14 protein-coding genes are annotated in these 18,908 nt (G+C 38.3%); 4 read left to right on the top strand and 10 right to left on the bottom strand.

Going from position 1 to position 18,908, the window contains the following annotated elements:
* Positions 1 to 97: 97 nt before the first annotated feature.
* The 7 genes from C8270_RS07235 to C8270_RS07205 form a co-directional block, all read right to left on the bottom strand.
* On the bottom strand, positions 98 to 487 hold the full coding sequence (locus C8270_RS07235) for a hypothetical protein (protein WP_106496190.1): 390 nt from the start codon (positions 485 to 487) through the stop codon (positions 98 to 100).
* A gap of 152 nt (positions 488 to 639) precedes the next feature.
* A complete protein-coding gene (locus C8270_RS07230; RefSeq protein WP_234028633.1) occupies positions 640 to 1,971 on the bottom strand; it encodes an outer membrane protein assembly factor BamB family protein in 1,332 nt (443 codons plus the stop codon).
* Positions 1,972 to 2,103: 132 nt separating this feature from the next.
* On the bottom strand, positions 2,104 to 3,630 hold the full coding sequence (locus C8270_RS07225) for a glycosyltransferase (RefSeq protein ID WP_106496189.1): 1,527 nt from the start codon (positions 3,628 to 3,630) through the stop codon (positions 2,104 to 2,106).
* A gap of 215 nt (positions 3,631 to 3,845) precedes the next feature.
* Positions 3,846 to 4,589, bottom strand: coding sequence for a WecB/TagA/CpsF family glycosyltransferase (locus C8270_RS07220; protein WP_106496188.1), 744 nt, complete (start codon positions 4,587 to 4,589; stop codon positions 3,846 to 3,848).
* 37 nt (positions 4,590 to 4,626) lie between these two features.
* Positions 4,627 to 5,436, bottom strand: a complete 810-nt coding sequence (gene tagH, locus C8270_RS07215; RefSeq protein WP_106498472.1) for a teichoic acids export ABC transporter ATP-binding subunit TagH — start codon at positions 5,434 to 5,436, stop codon at positions 4,627 to 4,629.
* A gap of 15 nt (positions 5,437 to 5,451) precedes the next feature.
* A complete protein-coding gene (locus C8270_RS07210) occupies positions 5,452 to 6,273 on the bottom strand; it encodes an ABC transporter permease (RefSeq protein ID WP_106496187.1) in 822 nt (273 codons plus the stop codon).
* 83 nt (positions 6,274 to 6,356) lie between these two features.
* On the bottom strand, positions 6,357 to 8,444 hold the full coding sequence (locus C8270_RS07205) for a CDP-glycerol glycerophosphotransferase family protein (RefSeq protein ID WP_106496186.1): 2,088 nt from the start codon (positions 8,442 to 8,444) through the stop codon (positions 6,357 to 6,359).
* 304 nt (positions 8,445 to 8,748) lie between these two features.
* On the opposite strand from C8270_RS07205, the gene tagD reads away from it, so the two are divergent.
* Positions 8,749 to 9,147: a glycerol-3-phosphate cytidylyltransferase gene (tagD, locus tag C8270_RS07200; RefSeq protein ID WP_106496185.1), complete on the top strand. Its 399-nt coding sequence runs from the start codon at positions 8,749 to 8,751 to the stop codon at positions 9,145 to 9,147.
* Positions 9,119 to 10,324: a CDP-glycerol glycerophosphotransferase family protein gene (locus tag C8270_RS07195; protein WP_325034735.1), complete on the top strand. Its 1,206-nt coding sequence runs from the start codon at positions 9,119 to 9,121 to the stop codon at positions 10,322 to 10,324. Before tagD ends, C8270_RS07195 begins: the two co-directional genes overlap by 29 nt.
* Positions 10,325 to 10,554: 230 nt before the next feature.
* Here the strand turns inward: C8270_RS07195 and C8270_RS07190 are convergent, their stop codons facing one another.
* The 3 genes from C8270_RS07190 to C8270_RS07180 form a co-directional block, all read right to left on the bottom strand.
* Complete coding sequence (locus C8270_RS07190) at positions 10,555 to 11,631, bottom strand: glycosyltransferase family 4 protein (RefSeq protein WP_106496183.1); 1,077 nt, start codon at positions 11,629 to 11,631, stop codon at positions 10,555 to 10,557.
* A 73-nt stretch (positions 11,632 to 11,704) separates the two neighbouring features.
* Complete coding sequence (gene murJ, locus C8270_RS07185) at positions 11,705 to 13,162, bottom strand: murein biosynthesis integral membrane protein MurJ (RefSeq protein ID WP_106496182.1); 1,458 nt, start codon at positions 13,160 to 13,162, stop codon at positions 11,705 to 11,707.
* Positions 13,163 to 13,177: 15 nt separating this feature from the next.
* Positions 13,178 to 15,409: a polysaccharide pyruvyl transferase family protein gene (locus C8270_RS07180; RefSeq protein ID WP_106496181.1), complete on the bottom strand. Its 2,232-nt coding sequence runs from the start codon at positions 15,407 to 15,409 to the stop codon at positions 13,178 to 13,180.
* Between the two features lie 184 nt (positions 15,410 to 15,593).
* Between C8270_RS07180 and secA2 the strand changes: the two genes are divergently transcribed.
* Positions 15,594 to 17,945 carry an accessory Sec system translocase SecA2 gene (gene secA2 / locus C8270_RS07175; protein ID WP_106496180.1) on the top strand — a complete coding sequence of 784 codons (2,352 nt, stop codon included), beginning with the start codon at positions 15,594 to 15,596 and terminating at the stop codon, positions 17,943 to 17,945.
* A 21-nt stretch (positions 17,946 to 17,966) separates the two neighbouring features.
* The gene (locus tag C8270_RS07170) at positions 17,967 to 18,845 is read left to right on the top strand and encodes an accessory Sec system S-layer assembly protein (protein ID WP_106496179.1); all 879 of its coding nucleotides are present in this window, start codon (positions 17,967 to 17,969) and stop codon (positions 18,843 to 18,845) included.
* Positions 18,846 to 18,908 lie beyond the last annotated feature (63 nt).

Raw genomic sequence — 18,908 nt, 5'->3', positions numbered from 1 at the left:
GCAACTTTCTTGATTGGCGTTTATTCATCAAGTTCTGTGAAAAAGCCCCATCAATACAAAAGAAAAAAACACTGAAATTTGCTCCAGTGCTTTTGCATTATTTTAAACCTGTTCTTCTTTGGATTTGTGCGATATCTTTTTCTGTATTCCAAACACGTTTTGCAAGCGCCTCTATGTTGTCCAATGGTTGACTGACTTTCTCGCTAACCGAAACAAGTAAATCAAACATTCTTTCTTGTCTTTCTTCCACTGTTGTAAGCCTTTCATCCATTGTTGTAAATCTTCCATCCATCGTTGAAATTCTTTCGTCCAATGATGTAAGTCTTCCATCTATTGATGAAATTCTTCCGTCCATTGATGTAAGCTCCTTATCAACTGTTGTAAACCTATCTTCCAGTGATGTTAGCTTTTGTCTTACTTCTTCTTGAAATCCCTCTTGTTGCTCAAGTTTTTGCAAAATCTTGTTTAAGACTTCCTGATTCTCCATGATATCAGCGCCTCCTATTTTTATTATAAGACATTATGGGCTTTCTGACTACGCTTATTGACTTTCTTTAATTCAACTTAAAAAAACTCGGTATTCGCCTCGTATTTGGCGAACGCCGAGTTCCTCTCTTAGAAGCTTTCCTTATCGATTTCCTATTCCTTGCTTCTACGCCTAACCACAAACAAAATTAACCCAATCACAATAACAACCAGTGCACCACCAATCACATACTGTAAAACATGGCTATCTTCCTCTGCCGCAGTCTTCCGCTCGTCAATTTTCTGCTGACTAACGATATCTGTCAGTGGAACAGCGTAGACATTCGTATCCTGGCTGCCTACGAACAATGTGTCATTTATGATAATTGGGCCGGATGGTGCTAATTTGCCACCCAGTTCCTTTTTTCCGAGAACGTCGCCTGATTCCGCATCTAATGCATAAATGAACCCTTTTGTGTTGGAAAAATAGACGATCCCATCTTGTGCAACAGGTGGAGCTTTCATGACCTCGTTTTCATATTTCCACAGTTGATCACCCGTTTTTAAATCATAGGCGTAAAATGTTTTGGTAATCGGGCTACCAACATATATAGCCCCTTCATAAATAATCGGCGCACCAGACTTGTTGTTTTTGACAAATTCGCCTGTGCCAAGACTTTCCCGCCAAAGGATTTCGCCTGTTGCAATATCCATCGCATACAGAAAATGTTCCGGGTTGTCGCTATCCCCTTCCAGTGCCGTTGTAACAACAATATCGCCTGATACGGCAGGAGGCACATCATCTAACCCGGCAAAAACTGCTGGAAATTCCGTTTGCCATTTAAATTCATCTGCCTGCAAATCGTACGCTGAAAATGTGTATGGAAGTGGGCCGCTACCACCTACATATAATGTGTCATCCGTTATGTTTGGTGCCGACATACTCACAGTCGATCCAATGTCCGCCTTATGTAACAGCTCTCCGTTTGCGGGATCCAATTTATACAGATGCTTGTCACCAGTTGCAACATATAGCACACCATCATAATATGCGGGCGTTGGCATCACTTCGCCTTCCGTATTAAACTTCCACTCGATGTCACCGGTTTCCGCATCAAGCGCTAACACACCACTTTCTTCTGTTCCACGAATCCCGTTTTCCTGAAAAAATCGATTGCCAAAGCCAACGTAAACAAGCCCATCATGGTAGATCATTTCCGAATGAACCCAGTTTGGTGCTTTACTTTGCCATAGTTTTTCACCAGTAGTTACATCAAAAGCAAACAGATCACCCGAATTGTGATTTCCAATAAATAATGTATTACCAGCGATAACCGGAGTCGCCCTTACCTGATCAGCCGTTGTAAATTCTTGGTAATCCAAAGCATCTGAACCATTATCAAATACCGCATTTTTATCACTGTTCAAGCGATACTGATTCCACTCATCCGGCCCAAAGCTCGCCGCAACCGCACTAGACGGCAAAGCACCGAAAACCACAACCACAAACAAAAATAATATACCCTTTTTGATAATTAGCCTCCTCTCTGGGACATGGGGACAGGTTAGTTGTCCCACCTCGAAATCTTGTCCTACCGCTATTAAAGGCCGGGACAAGAAACCTGTCCCCACGTCCCCCTATTCAATAAGTTCCTGTATATATTTCTCCCATTTGTCGATGTATACTGTTTTATTATAGTGGTTGTCGATGTGTTGTTTGGCGTCTTCCCCCATTTTGATAGCTTCTTTGGGGTGGGTAAACATGTCAATCATTTTCTCGGCTAGTGCGTCGATGTTTGCCTTTTCGACAATAAATCCGTTTTGGCCATTTTCAATTAGGTCGTTTGGCCCGTACTTGATGTCATAGCTAATAACAGGGGTCCCATTCGTCATTGATTCAAGGATGGATAACGAGAATCCCTCACTTTTTGATGCTAAAACAGAAAATAACGCATTGGCATAAACAGTGTCTGGTTCATTGGTATACCCTTGCATTGAAACATTTTCTCCAAGCCCTAAATCCTGAATCAGTACCTTTAATTTATCTGTTTCTGTTCCCTTCCCATAAATAACAAGTCGCGCATCTGGAACTTTATCCACCACTTTTTTAAACGCCTTAATAATATGATCAACACGTTTTAACGTTGACAGTCGACTAATAACAACAGCAAGCTTTTCATCCTTACCAATCTGCTGCTCCAGCACAGGTTCATGGTAATGTGGCACGACATACATTTTTTCGCCATAGCCATATTTCTCACTAATATCCCGCTTCTGTTGTTCGGTTAATAAAAAGATGCCATCAAATTTATCCAAATTTGCGATGCCATGCTTCACTTTCCCAGCAATCGGCGAATCATCTTCATATGGATGTGCTACATGATGACTATGAAGACGCCAGATTTTCACAGCTCGCTCTTCTTTTAAGCCAGTTATTACAGCATCTGTACTTCTCGTATCAGACACAATCACAGGGTTTTCATCATGTTTAATAACCTCAGCAAGCCAGTCTATTTTTAATTTCAGTATATCACCCGTATACTCCTTGACTATCTCACCATTTTTGGAAAAACAATAGACGCGATCATATTTGTCCTTTTCCTGATTGTACCATGCGGCAAGATAAGCTCGCCCTTTTTTGTCAAAGTAAATGGATTGACGTGGTTTATTTGTCAAAAAGTCCATGTACGTCAGTTGTTTCGGCTTTCCCCAAGGATCAAATTGTTCCCTTCTAATCCGGTACCGATTTTCGTTAAAGTAATCAATAAATTTCAATGCGTCTCCGCTTGCAAGGCTAATATATTTTGTATAACAGCCATTCTCAAAAACTCGGTATGCATTGTGCCCTTTGCGTTTGCTTAACGCACTATTACCGGCCAATTTTTCCAGATTGGCTGGTTTCAGCTTTCCGTTAAAATACAATGGCTCCGATTGACCTTCCAATTCCTCATACATATTACGAATGACCACATTTTCATGTACCTTACCAAGCTCTACTAATTGCTGTCTAATATAAGGGTAGAAAGCATTAAAATTAAAGGAAAGCATTTGTACCTCATACCCTAATTCAGCAAACATAGAAGCCTGTTTTAAAGAGGCCTTTGTTAAACCGCCCCGCTCAATCTCCAGTGAATTCATTAAAAAGTAAATCGTGGGTTTATCCATGCTTGAATCTCCTTTTCTACCTGCAAATGTACTAAAATTGTTCGAAAAGTCTTCTAATTTTCTGTCGGCCTTTCAAAGGGACATAGGGACAGGTTAGTTGTCCCGCCTCGAAACCCTGTCCTACCGCTGTCTAAGACCGGGACAACTAACCTGTCCCCCCGTCCCACTAACAAAAAACCCATCTCATTAAGCCAGCTACTTAAGGAGATAGGTTGTTATCGTTTGCCCAGCATAATCAATACCATGAATTTCAGGGATTTTAAAATTCTTTTCCAGCGAAATGGCTGTTTTAGCAGCCGGTATAACCATTCCAAATTGAGCCTGATCCAGGAATCAGGTGCGCGCTTCACTTCGCCTGCCAACACGTCAAAACTTCCGCCAACCCCCATGAATAGCCCTTTTTCGAATTGAGTAAAATGTGCGGTAATCCATTGTTCCTGTCTAGGGGAACCAAGTGCCGCGAAGACAAGATCGGGCTCCGATGCCTTAACCTGCTCAACAACTGCAGGATCATCAATCGAAAAATAGCCATGATGATTCCCAGCAATACGTAGATGAGGATATCTTTTCTCGATCTCATCAATCATTTTCTCATTCACCTGCTCTTGAGCGCCAAGGAAAAAACACGATAACCCTTTATCATTAGCAAATTCTAGTAAATCTACCATTAATTCGAAACCAGGAATCCGCTCCTGAATTGGTTGTTTCATAAATTTGGAGGCAATCACAATACCCGCTCCATCAGGTACGATAAAATCGGCAGCGTTCACCTGCTTTTTATAAGAGGCATCCTCCGTTGTGCGCATAACCATTTCAGGATTAGCAGTAACAATATAGCACTTTTCCTTCTCGATTAAACGAGGAAATAGATGATTCTGCAATAATTTTTCTTTGGTAATATTAACAAACGGAATACCCATAATGGAAACGAAATTGTTCACCTTTGCTTCATTTGACATCTCGTACAACCTTTCAGCAACATGACATACGCTTAGTTCAAGTCCTCGCCAACGAGTCTTTGTCATATCGTTGTTTTAATGCTTCAGCTTTATATGTCGCTCGCTCTTTCTTCGTCATTTTTTTATACGATTTAATAAATGACTCATACTTTGGCAAAACTTCTTCAGTCGGCCCATATTCCTTTATTTGACCATATTCAAGCCACAAAATTTTATTCGTAAAGTTTTTCATTTGTCCAATCGAATGACTAACAAACACGATCGTCTTGCCTTGATCTTTGAATTCGTTCATTTTTTTAAAACTTTTCTCAGCAAACGCCTTATCACCGACTGATAAAGCTTCATCAATAATAATAATGTCTGGATTAATGGAAACAGAAATAGCAAAGCCTAACCGCGATTTCATTCCACTTGAATAGGACTTTACCGGCTGATCGATAAATTTGTCAATTTCCGCAAACTCGATGATTTCTGGTTCGAGTGCTTTAATTTCTTCTTTGGTAAATCCGAGCATTAAACATTTTAATTCAATATTATCGCGGCCCGTTAGGTCACCTTTTAATCCGGACGATACGGCAATTAAGGATACTTGTCCATTCGTTTCCACTTCACCTGACGTTTCCGGGACAATTCCTGCGACAATATTCGACAAGGTTGATTTTCCTGACCCATTGATGCCAATAAAGCCAACGACATCGCCTTTTTCCGCAACAAAATCTACACCTGTTAGCGCATAAAATTCTTCCCCGTAACTTTTCGGCGTAATCAAATCCAAAATACGCTCTTTTGTACCATTATATAATTTGTATTTTTTTGTAACGTTTTTAACGGTAATTGCTTTTTCCATCATCACCACAAGCCTTTATAAGTAATCAATAAAGTGTCGTCTGAACTTAACATGCAGCATCGAACCGAATAAGAACAGCACGATAACCAATCCCCAGAAATAAAGGGTGTATTCCCAATGCGCAACAAAGTACCATTCCGTCCCGAATAAGGCCGATCGATACCCTTCAATTAAATAGTACAGCGGGTTTAGCTTCATGATCATTGGCAACGGATCCTCCAATGCTGTTGACACCTGCCACAAAATTGGCGACAAATACAACACCATTCGCAACGTAGCATTTAAAAACATGTGTACATCCCGTACGATCGTTGATAATGTTGACATGATCAATGAAATCGCAAATAGGAGGCAAAAGGTTGCCACAATAAAATAGATGAATTGCACATAATAAATCGTCACAAAATAGCCTGTCAGTTGAAAAATGATAATCGTAATCGCTAACATAAACAAATGAATGTAAAAGTGCGAAAAAATCACAAAGTTAGGGATAACACTCATGGGAAAATTCATTTTTGATAACATGCGCAACCTACTATAAATCGATTTCGACCCTTCAATGGTTGCTTTGTAAAAGAAAATCCACAAGATAAATCCGCCAAGCAACCAGTGGATAAATGGCACGTCCACACCGGGCGCAATTTCGACATCACTGCGCTGTCTAATACTGCCGAACACAAACCAATATATTAAGATCTGGATTAACGGGTTGATCACTTCCCATGCCATCCCTAAATAATTATTCCGGTTTTTACTCTTTAATTCATATATGGACAATCTTTTTATTAAATAAAAGTGTTTTGCTTGCTCTTTTAAAACAGTCCAGCCAGCTTTCATAAACATGTTCCTCACAAATCTAAATAGTTGTTTCTAGCTACTAAATTATACAAGCCCCAAATTGAAAAAACAATCCTTCCCTATTATTTGAATACGTGATCAACCACACGTTTACTCGCATTGCCATCCTCTAAATAGCAAAATCGCTCATAAAATTTGTCATAGTTAGCAGATGGTTGAAAGCCATTTTCCTCAAGTTTGGCAATTTCCGCGATGATTTCCTCCGTTGTTTTTACCAATGGACCAGGTGCTTTTTGTTCAAAATCAAAATAAAAACCACGCAAATTGTCCCGATAGTCGTCAATATCATACACAAAGAACATCATCGGCCGTCTTAAGTTAGCATAATCAAAGAACACGGACGAGTAATCAGTGATGAGCAAATCCGAAATTAAATAAAGATCCCGAATATCATCATATTTGGAAAAATCATACACGAACCCTTTATATGCACTTATATCTAAGTTTTCCGCAACTAAATAATGCTTACGTAAAACAATGACGTGTGTATCGCCAAATTGTTCCTGCAATGCTGCTAGATCTAATTCCAGATCAAACTTATATCTTCCCTTGCCATAAAAATTGTTGTCCCGCCATGTCGGCGCATATAAAATCACTTTCTTATCATCCGGTATTCCCATCGTCTGCTTCAGCTGATGAATCATTTGCGGGTTATTTCCATTGTATAAATAGTCATTTCTCGGATAACCTGATTCAACCATTGTCTGAGAAAATTGAAAGGCCCGTTTAAAAATTTTCGACGAGTAAGCATTTGGTGAAACAAGGTAATCCCATTTACTCGATTCCTTGGCAAAATTTTGTTTATATTTCTCTGTATTTGTACCTGGCATATGCACCTCTTCCATATCCACTGCCAAACGCTTCAAAGGCGTTCCATGCCATGTTTGTAAATAAGTCGTATGTCCTGGTTTTGGGATCCATAATGGCAACCTCGCATTTGTTACCCAATATTTCGCCCGAGTCATTAAAAGCAACCAACGAACCGAAAAACGTCGCACATAGACCACATCTTTATCATTAAAATTGTTTAGATGCCTGCGATCTGCACTCCAAATTAATTGATAATCAGGCTTGGCTTCTTTCATGTATTCAAATATTGCTCTAGGGTTGTCGCTATATTGCTTGCCATGAAAGCTTTCAAACATGACGAGTTTCTTATCAACGGGCATGAACGTTCCTAATATATAAAACGCCATTTTGTACAGTTTAAGTAACTTCTTACTACGTCTTAACGAAATCCATTTCTCCCGCGCTGTTCGAAACATTTCAACAGGTAGTTTATATTCTTTTACGCGTAATGAAAAATACTTGGATTTCTTCGTTGGAAAACACATGAGCTGGATTTTCGCATTACCAAATTTCAGCTTACGATTGATCGTATATTTTTCGCTTCGATCCCCTACTTTTATCCGTGTACTTTCAATCCGTTCCACTCGCCCATCTTTTTCCACATCCATGATCAAATGGAACTTAAAATATTGGGCCCTCCCAAGTGATACATATGGCGTCATATCAATTTCCGCCTGAAAACCGCTTTGCGCATAGGTTTGATAAGCAGCTGGAGCTTGCTGAGGACTGACAGGAATTTGAATAACATCATCATTTAAATTCGTTGTTAGCTGTAACGCCATATGCTTAATCGCCGAAGGATCCAAGCCTGGAAAATGATAAATGCCATTCAAATGCAATATCGCACCTTTTGTTAGGTCAGCACTGGCAAATTTAGCAAGCAAAAAGTTCTCTTTACGATAAAAACTAACATTCCCCTCCTTTGTTGTTGCCGGGTAAAAAATAGTCGATTCATTGACTGGGATTTGTAAAAAATCCATCGGCGCAAAATTACTTTTAATCCGCGAACGTTTTTCTTCATCTTCTCGCCTTCGTACGATCGATAAATCAAAACTGTCCCCCGCAGTAAAAAAGGCGTCATACGCGCCGAATGAGATTTTTATTCGAAAGATATAAAATTCGCTTGTTTCTTCTACCATACGATGGACAAGTGTTTTTACATTACTGGTGTCACGCTGAAAGATGGCAAAAAAATAGTTATCCCATCCTTCAATAAAAACTTTTTTCATCGAAACTTTAATGGAATATGTATCGTCTTTAAGCTTAATCTCCTGAATTTCTTTGTTTGTAAGTTGTTCCATGTTGTTTTTCCTCCTACAAATCCATTGCGTAATCAGTCGTACAACATTTTTATCTTCTACTGTTACTTTCTACTGTTACTATTTACTGTTAAATAATAAAAATTACCAATTATAGTATTTACGTATTAGTATACAATTTTTTAAGTGGTAAAGGGAAATTTTTTATAAAGTGGAGAACTAATTCTTGTTTGAAAAAATAATGTAAATGTAAATTTCATGTTAACCGCACGTAAAAATGTGTTATTATAATAGTAGTGAAATCCGCATTTCGACATGCACATTTCATTTATTTGGAGGAGAACACATGACTACAGTAATCACATATGGAACATTTGACTTACTTCACTATGGCCATATCAATATCTTGCGTCGTGCCAAAGCAATGGGCGACTACTTGATCGTAGCAATCTCAACTGATGAATTCAATAAAATTAAAAACAAAGAAGCTTACCATAGTTACGAAAATCGAAAAATGATACTCGAAGCAATCCGTTATGTGGATGAAGTTATTCCTGAAAAAACATGGGGTCAAAAAATTGACGATGTTAAAAAGCATGATGTTGACATTTTTGTGATGGGTGATGATTGGCAAGGTAAGTTTGACTTCTTAAAGGACTATTGTGAAGTTGTCTATTTACCAAGAACAATCGGTATTTCGACATCTAAAATTAAAGATGATTTATTCAAGGTGCAAAATGGTTAGGGAACTTGCCATTTCCATCTATCTTTGGTTTTTTAAAATTGTATTTAACATGTTCAAGCTATGTCCCCAAAAGAAGAAAACGGTTTGTGTAGCTTCCTTTGGGGATAATATTTTTTATGTGACACGGTCTTTGAGAAGTGAATCCGATGAGGACATTATTATTTTAAAGGATAAAAGTTGTCATTACCCATTCGATACATCCACCAGTAAAGAGCTGAATTTCGAAATAACACATCCTTTTTCTTTCTTACAATCCATATATCACCTCGCAACCGCGACTACAATTTTAGTCGATAATTATTTTGGCTTTTTAGCGGTAACAAACTTTAAAAAAGGCACAACTTGTATCCAGCTTTGGCATGCAGCAGGTGCGATTAAGTTATTTGGGCTAATGGACCCATCGAGTAAAACAAGGAGCAAACGTGCGATTGATCGTTTTCGGCGTGTCTATCGTAATTTTCATTATACAGCGGTTGGATCAGAAAGAATGGCGGCGATTTTCCAAGACAGTTTTGACTTGTCAAATGATGCCATCATTCGTACAGGAATACCACGGACTGATTTTTTCTACCATAGCATGGAAAAGCAACAAATTGGTCAAAAGTTAAGAAAGAGTTATCCGATCATTAATAAGAAAAAAGTCATCTTGTACGCGCCAACATTTCGCGATGATGAACTATCCAATTTTCAACTGCAGCTGGATATTAAAAAGCTGTACGAAGCACTTTCAGGCGAATACGTACTGTTCATCAAACACCATCCTGCAGTCACCTATAAATTAAAAAAGGAATACAATGATTTTGTATACGATGTCTCCGATTATCATGAAATCAACCATTTATTGTTAATTGCTGATATTTTAATCAGTGACTATTCATCCATTCCATTTGAATACAGCTTACTGAACAAACCGATGATATTTTTTGCTTATGATCTGGAGGATTATCAGCGGACAAGAGGCCTTTTAAAAAATTACCAATCGGAAATGCCTGGACCGATCACATTTACTACAGAAGAAATTGTTCAGTCAATTAAACGAAATGCCTTTGATAAGGCTAAAATAAAAGCATTTGCCTCACAATGGAATGAATATTCTAAAGGTCGATCAAGCAGGAACATCGTAAATATCATCGTCAGTACTGAAGGTGCTCCAAAAAAGAAAGAAGCACTATTTTAAAAAAACCTCATTTTGTGAGGTTTTTTCTTTTTTCTGCTCTTGGGGTAATGTTTCCGCATTGGAGCCGATGTTTTTGCTCATGGGGACGATGTTCACAGTCTGGGGATGATATTTTCATTCTCGAGCCGATGTTCTCTCTCTGGTGACGATGTTTCCTTTCTCGAGCCGATGTTCTCCCCCTTGGGATGATGTTCTTACTATGTTTACGCTCCCGACCCACCTCAATTCCATCATTGCGATCGCTTCATGCCGAACACTTTCCTGATACCATCAAGGAATGGTTGCTGTCCATTCATAACGATTCCTGCCAGTTCCGAAATAATTTGTACACCAATCAAGAATATAGCGATGATGAACAAGGAAATCTGTAATGTTGCGCTATTAAAAACAATTGCCATTAAACCAAAGAATGCGCTGAATCCATATAAAATTAACACGGACGCCCTATGACTGTAACCCATTTTTAATAATCGATAATGAATATGCTCTTTGTCGGCTGTCCCAATGCTCTGCCTCCTGATAATCCTCCTAATAATGGCAAGAATGGTGTCAAAGATGGGGATCGTTATAACAATAATCGGAATGATAAAGCTGAACAAGGCAATATTTTTGAATAATCCTAGTATGGAGACGACTGCAATGGCATAACCAAGGAACAGTGCCCCTGTATCACCCATGAAAATTTTTGCCGGATAAAAGTTATGAAATAAAAATCCGACCGTACTGCCAATTAATATTAGTGTCAAATAAACAACAACAAGACGATAATCCATGACCGCCATAATAAATATACTTGTAAGTGCTATTGCCGAAACTCCAGCAGCCAAACCATCTAATCCATCAATTAGGTTAATGGCATTTGATGCAGCTACAATCCAAAGTATTGTGATTACATAGCTTATATTGTCAAAATAGATAATCCCCAAAAAAGGGAGCGTAATCTTATCAATAATAACCCCTGAGAGTACAACGGAAAGTCCTGCACCAATTTGTCCGGTTAATTTCATAAGAGGCTTTAACTGATAAATATCATCTAGCATCCCGGTCACTAAAATAATGATTGCACCAATAATTATGCCAAGCAAGTGCTCATGTTGTGGTTGAATATACAAAAGCCCGGCAATACAGCCAATAAAAATAGCTAACCCACCCATACTAGCTCTAACGCCTTTATGCATTTTCCGATTGTTATCTGGTTTATCAACTGCATTCAATTTTATTGCTAATCGTTTGACTACTGGCGTAATTAGTAAAGCTGCCACCAATGAAATGAGAAAAGCGATAATTAATTCAGGTATGTTATACATTTTTGTACACCTCTATCTGGGGAAAGTCCACATAGGGTGGGATAGGACTATTCCCGTAGTTTGTAGACTCTTCCTACCTCACTACTTTCAATCCACCTAAAACCATTAATAATGTTACAATACCACCAATACATAAAGAAATTATTATATAAGAGACAGCAATAATCGAACTTAGCCAAATGAAACCGGTTGTGATTAACAAGAATAACAGTAGCTTAATAATATATCCCCAATTACTCACAATTAGCTTGAGTTTTGTCGTTGCCACGATAATCAACAGAATCATATTCACAAACGTACCAATTACAGTTCCAAGCGCAATTGCTGATGCTCCCAATTTTTCGATCAGTACCGAAATCACAAAAATATTTACACCAAAAACAGAAATAACATTTAAGATAATAGGTAAGTATGCATTCTCCATTGCATAGAAAAACCGGGTAATATACGTGTTTACTGCAAGCCCTAAAATGGACAAAGAAAATAATTGCAGCAATGGATACGTTCGATTGGTTGAGCTCACATCAAAGTCTCCATACTCGAAAATAAATGTAATAATTTCTTTTGCATAGATAAAGATAAAGATTGTCGCTGGCAACAAAATCAGTGTCAGCATCCGAAATCCTTTTTTATAAGCATTCTTTACTTTAGCAAAATCCTTCTCACCAACAGCTTTTGCTAAGAGCGGATATATAATCGTGGTAACACTTGTCATCAGCACGGCTTGCGGAAATTGCGTCATTTTCGATGCATAGTTTAATGATGAAATAACTCCTTCATTAAGGTTTGCTGCATAAATTCGTTGAATAATAAAGTAAAATTGAACGGTTGCCCCACCAAAGACAATGGGCAGTGCCAGTTTCAGAAAACGTTTCGTCTCTGGAAGTTTGACAAACTTAAAACGTAATGGCGCAATACGTTGCTTCCAAATATAGTATATAAGAATGGCAAACATTAAGAATGCTCCAAGAGAGGCCCCCAATCCATACGAGTATTCCATCATATATGGTGTCAGCCCGACTCCAACAACAAGAAAAACAGCATTAAATATAAACGTTGAAAAACTAGTCAAACGAAAATTATCATGCACGTTGTGTAGACCGCTTAACCCCATCGACAGCGCTAGAAATAGTGTAGCTGGAGCCATCCAAACAAATAGTTCACTTGTTAAACTTAATGCCTCCTCCGTCATACCGGAGAAGAAAAGTTGAATCCAGAATTCGGGGAATATCATAAACAGAATCGTCAATATTCCCACGATTACACTCAAACCTGTAAAAATCGTTTGAACAAATTCATCCTTAATTGCCTTACTAAGCTTACTATAAACGGATATGAATGCAGTTGTAATTGCTCCACCTATCACAATGTAGATAAAATTCGGGATCGTAAATGCGGTTATGATACTGTCCGCATGATAGGTTGTCCCGTATTGATAGCCAATAATGACCTCTCTAGCAAATCCTAATAGCCGTGCGACAATATTGATTACCGTTACAGCACCTAGGATTTTCAAAAAACGCCCCTGCATTATCTCTCCTACTTTCTATGACTCATACAAATCGATAACAGACGAAATTAGTCTATCCTGATCGTATAGATCCGCTTTCTCCAGACCCTTTTCAATAATACTCTTTTGCAAATCCTCATCTCGTAATAATTCCAGTGACTTCATTGCTAAATCATCCGGATCGTGGGCATTCACTTTAACACCAGCGCCATTTGCTAACAAATAATGCAGTCCTCCAACATCTGAACCAACCACAGGTAGTCTACATGCCATTGCCTCCAGTGCCACTAGTCCAAATCCTTCAATATGTGATGGTAAAACAAAAAGGTCTGCAACTGCCATCCATTCAGCGACCTTTTTTTGAGACATTGCATCGTGAACAATAATCGCTGCGTTATCTTTTATCTTTTCTTCTAGTTCATTAAAATATGCTTGATCTTTTGGTTCACCGATAAGATGTAATGATAAATTAGGTTCCTGTTTCTGCATAAACTCAAAAGCATCGACCAGATCATCCAAACCCTTGGCACGGATTAAATTTCCAACGAATAACAAGACACGTTCATCCGTTGCTAGTTCCTGCCTTTCCCGTAAAGAGGTTTTATCCTGCTGCCTAAAAACATGCCGATTAACCCCCATATTAATGACGGAAATTTTCTCGTTCGTGATGTCAAAATTACGATGAATTTCTTCCTTTAATCGCTCACCGACAGCAATCACATGATCTGAGTTCTCTAATACTTTTTTCGTCATTTTTTGCACAAACGGGCTTTTTTTACTCATCTGATCAATATCGCCCCCATGTGAGGTAACAACCAATGTTTTCCCTAACAATTTTTTATAAAGCATCCCAACAACACCTGTTGGAAAGATATAGTGCGCATGTACTGCTTTATATTTTCTGCCTCGAATAATCATATTCCAAAGACTCTTGATAAAAAACATCGCGTATTTTTTCAGTAAATAGATTTTCCCTTTTCTCGGGTCATCGATCGCAATAACATCAACATGTAATCCATTATCTTGCAAAAGTTCTACTTGATTTTTAACAAAAATGCCAAATGTTTTGGAATGCTTCGATGGATACATATTGCTTAATACGAGAATTTTATCAGCCGGCCTAGTTTGAAACGTTTGCTTAACTAGATCCATCCCCTTGTCAGACATTCGCTTCATCATTGTAGATATCGTTTCGAATCGTTCTTCGGTTTCACGCCAATTAGCCGCCATTTTCTGATACGAATGATGGAAAAAATCATGATCCTCATTTAGCTTATCAATCGGGATCGTGTAATCACCACACGCAATCATATCCATAAAGTCTTTTACTTTATGATGATAAGAAACAGCAATAATTGGGGTATTTGTTACGAGTGCCAAAATCAAAGAATGCAGCCTCGTTCCGATTACAACATCTTGTTCACTGGCGAACTGGACAATTTCTTGATGATTTAAGCTATCTTCGCAAATATGGCAACGATCACCCAAATCCATTAATTCTTTGATTTCCTTAGTGACCATCATATCTTGCGGATGCTTTGTAGCAAAAAAGTTAACCGAAGCATCCGGGTATTCGGTTAAAAGTTTGTCAAGGTTATAGGCCATGCCTTCAATATAGTCCCGGTACATTTGCTTGTCTTCATTTGGCCAATAGCTGCTATGGTGAAATGGGACCGCAGTTACCCCAATCTGGATACCATTAGTCGTCCGTTCGATTTTTTTCGGTTTTTTCACTTGAAATGCGGGATCGCCAATTACGTGAATTGGTGACTTTACACCAATTGACTGCAGCAATTCTTTTGACCTTGGATCGCGAACAGTAACTAATTTTGATAAATGGGCCAGCGACCTGAGGAGGACTTTACCGACACGGGTTATAATTGGTCCTGCTCCGACGCCATATAAAATCACAGGGGTTTTAGATAGCTTCCCAAGCCAACCATACATGCCAAACAAAAAGGCTTCTGTGCCATAGAGATCCATAAAGATGCCCCCACCACCAACAAGCAACATGTCCAACTTTTTAATAATTGGCTTATTTTTGACCATTGTCGTAATTAGTGTCATGGGAGCTGTTTTCCTTTTATAATAGAGCTTCGCTGATTGTACGCCATATTTCTTTCGCGTTTGCTCTGGTTGATTGGAAAATACAATAATTTCTTCTCGTTCTATGTTATGTACTTCTTTTAATTGGATTAGAATACCTTCAAGGATTGCTTCATCGCCTTGATTATTATTCCCATAGTTTCCCACAATGCCGATTGCCATTTATTTTTCAATCCTTCCGGGGGTTTATCCCCCATCTATCATTTTACCATTTTAACATGAATACAGGCGGATAAGAAATAACAATGTGTTTAAATATGTTTTTCCACAGATTACAAATGCTTATCAAGTATATCCATGTTATAATATACAATAGCTTAAACAACATCTAAGGAGTTTAATCGAAATGAACGTGATCAAAAATAGATCCAAGAATACTCGGGAACTAAAGACGTATTTAAAAACACTCGAAAAAATTAATAATATAGAACAACACATTGAAAAACTTACAGATGAACAATTAAAAGGAAAAACAATTGAATTTAAAGAACTACTAAATAACGGAAAGACAATCCACGATATCACGGTTGAAGCATTCGCTACCGTAAGAGAAGCATCAAAGCGTGTATTAGGATTACGGCATTTCGATGTGCAATTACTCGGCGGGCTTGTACTTTTAGATGGAAACGTCGCTGAGATGGCTACAGGTGAAGGGAAAACCTTAGTTGCGTCATTAAGCAGTTATCTAAAAGCACTCGAAGGTAATGGTGTGCATATTATTACGGTAAATGATTACCTAGCACGACGTGATAAAGAGTTAATCGGTCAAATCCATGAATTCCTTGGACTATCTGTCGGCTTGAATATACCAGGAATGAGCAATTCTGAAAAACAACAAGCGTACAATTGCGATATTACGTATGGCGTTGGTACGGAATTTGGCTTTGATTACTTAAGAGATAACATGGTTAATGCAAAAGAACAAAAGGTACAACGGCCATACCATTATGCAATCGTCGATGAAATCGATAGTGTTCTAATTGATGAGGCCAGAACGCCATTAATTATCGCAGGCAAAGATAAACCAAGCGAAAATTTATATGGTGTTTGTGCGACTGTTATCAAAGGGCTAAAAGCGGAAGAAGACTTCACGTTTGATCGCGAATTAAAAGTCGTCAACTTTACCGACAAAGGGTTAAACAAATGTGAAAAAGTATTTGGCGTTGAAAATCTATTTGATTTGGAGCATAGTACCTTATTTCATTCTTTACTTCAGGCATTACGTGCGCGTGTATTGTTTGAACGAGATGTCGACTATATCGTAAAAAAAGGCGAGGTCCAACTCGTTGATATGAACACAGGTAGAGTCATGGAAGGTCGTAGTCTCAGTGATGGTTTGCACCAGGCAATTGAAGCCAAAGAAGGGTTAGCAAATACGGAAGAAAACAAAACCCAAGCATCAATCACGATTCAAAACTACTACCGGATGTACCCAACGCTGGCGGGAATGACCGGGACGGCCAAAACAGAGGAAGCAGAATTTAGAAAAGTTTACGGAATGGATGTTATTTCCATCCCAACAAATAAACCAAACCTTAGACAAGACCTGCCTGACATGGCCTTTTTAACACAAGATCAAAAATATAAACAACTGGTAGAAGAAGTTGGTATAAGATATAAGAAAGGGCAGCCAGTCCTTATAGGTACAGCATCGATTTTACAATCTGAGACAGTTGCGGAAGCTCTAGACGAGAAAAAAATACCATACCAATTACTAAACGCAAAAAGTGTGGAACATGAGGCAAATCTAATTGCCCTAGCTGGACAGAAAAAGCAAGTAACCATCGCGACAAATATGGCTGGGCGAGGAACAGACATCATGCTTGGTGAAGATGTTGCTGAATTAGGTGGATTGCACGTAATTGGAACTGAACGAAATGAAAGTAGGCGGATTGATGACCAGCTAAAAGGACGCTCCGCACGACAAGGAGATCCTGGTTCGACCCAGTTCATTATCTCACTTGAAGATAATTTAATCACCCGTTATGTCAGTGATGAATTGGAACGCTTAACACCAAAACTAAAAACCGAGAGTACGGGTCTTATTAAATCACCAAACGCCTATAAATTAATTGATACTGCTCAGAAAATCAGTGAAGGTGTCTATTTCCAATTCCGTGAAAGCAACTTAAAACTTGAAGGTACCATTAATGATCAACGTGGTGTAGTCTATAAATTAAGAGATAATATACTCGAGTCCGATGATGTAATTGACTTTTTCATGAAGCAACTGGAACATATACCAAATGAATACATTGCAGCTTATTGCAACTCAGATTTATTACCAGAAGAATGGGATATTTCAGGTTTGCAAACAGCATTAAACGATGTATTATTGCCTGTTATCTCGTTTGAGGGAAAAGAATTCGAATCAATCGAGGAACTACAGCAGTTTGTTAAGCCGTACATGGAAGAACATTACAATATACTGAAGAAGCTCCAGGAACAAAATGATATCGAAGAAGCAGCACGAAATGTTGGATTATTTGTTGTTGATTCATTATGGAAAAAACAACTGGAAGCAATGAATCAATTGAAACAAGGTATTGGTATCAGACAGTACCAACAAGAAGATCCTGTAACACTATTTCAAAAAGATGGATACAGCATGTTCGAATCCATGTATCAGGAAATAGAATATCAGCTAAGTGTACGATTAAAGAAACTTTACGAAAAGATTTTACAGAAAGACAGTTAGCTTTTCAGGAAGGAAGATACAATGTTTGGCAAAAAGAAGAAACAAGCAGATAACGAAGAAGAAAGTATCGTTGTTGATCAAGACTTTTTAGACAATGAGGAAGCCGACACAGATACAGTTGAAACAGAGCTATCGATACCAGAATCGTGGAGTGTAAAAAACGAAGAACGCTATGTGTATGCATTCCACAACAACCAGAGCCCAAAATTAAAAAGAAATCAAGTCTCCATCTACGGGATTGAACTAAACAAGCTTAAAAATAATGGTTATGTGGCAACAGCACTTATTAAAAATACAGTACAAAAGGAAATCCAATTTAACGAAACAACCATTTTATTATTAGGTCCGGACAATGAAGTTGTGGCCAGAAAAGAATTTGATTTAAGCAGGGTTGGGAAGATACCAGCAAACGGTGCCCGCCCTTGGAAATTCAATTTCACTCCACAGGACATCGTAACAAAAACCGATTTACCAAAAAGTGAATGGAAACTGGCATTTGAATTAAAGAAAAAGCATCAATTAGACTTGGACGAGTCATGGGAAAAGTCAATTGCTGAAGAAACAAAAGCAAACTTAGAAAAAATCGTTGCTAATGCTGCTCCGTTGAAGCCTGGTGAGGTGAATTTTATGGGGATTAGCGCAAAATACAATGATAATAATGATTTAGCAGTAACCATTTTAATCCGAAATGGTTCACGTAAGAATATGACATTAGAACAAATCCCATTGGCATTTAAAGATGCTAGTGAGGAAATTGTTGCCAAAGGTGCATTTAAATTAGAAGACTTTGTCATCAAGGCAAACACGAGCAAACCATGGACATTTATATTTCCAGCTTCCCTTATCAAAAAAGAAGATATAGACCTTTCTAAATGGCAGGTTTATCCAATACAGAACTAAATTTTAGCGACGGCTACCTTACATGAATGGGGTAGCCTTTTTATATGAAAAACTCTAAGATGA

The sequence above is a fragment of the Lentibacillus sp. Marseille-P4043 genome (genome assembly GCF_900258515.1).
In the GTDB taxonomy this organism is placed as follows: Bacteria; Bacillota; Bacilli; order Bacillales; family Amphibacillaceae; genus Lentibacillus_C.
Note: the sequence above shows the minus strand (reverse complement) of the source record. Positions and strands in the feature narration are given on the sequence as shown.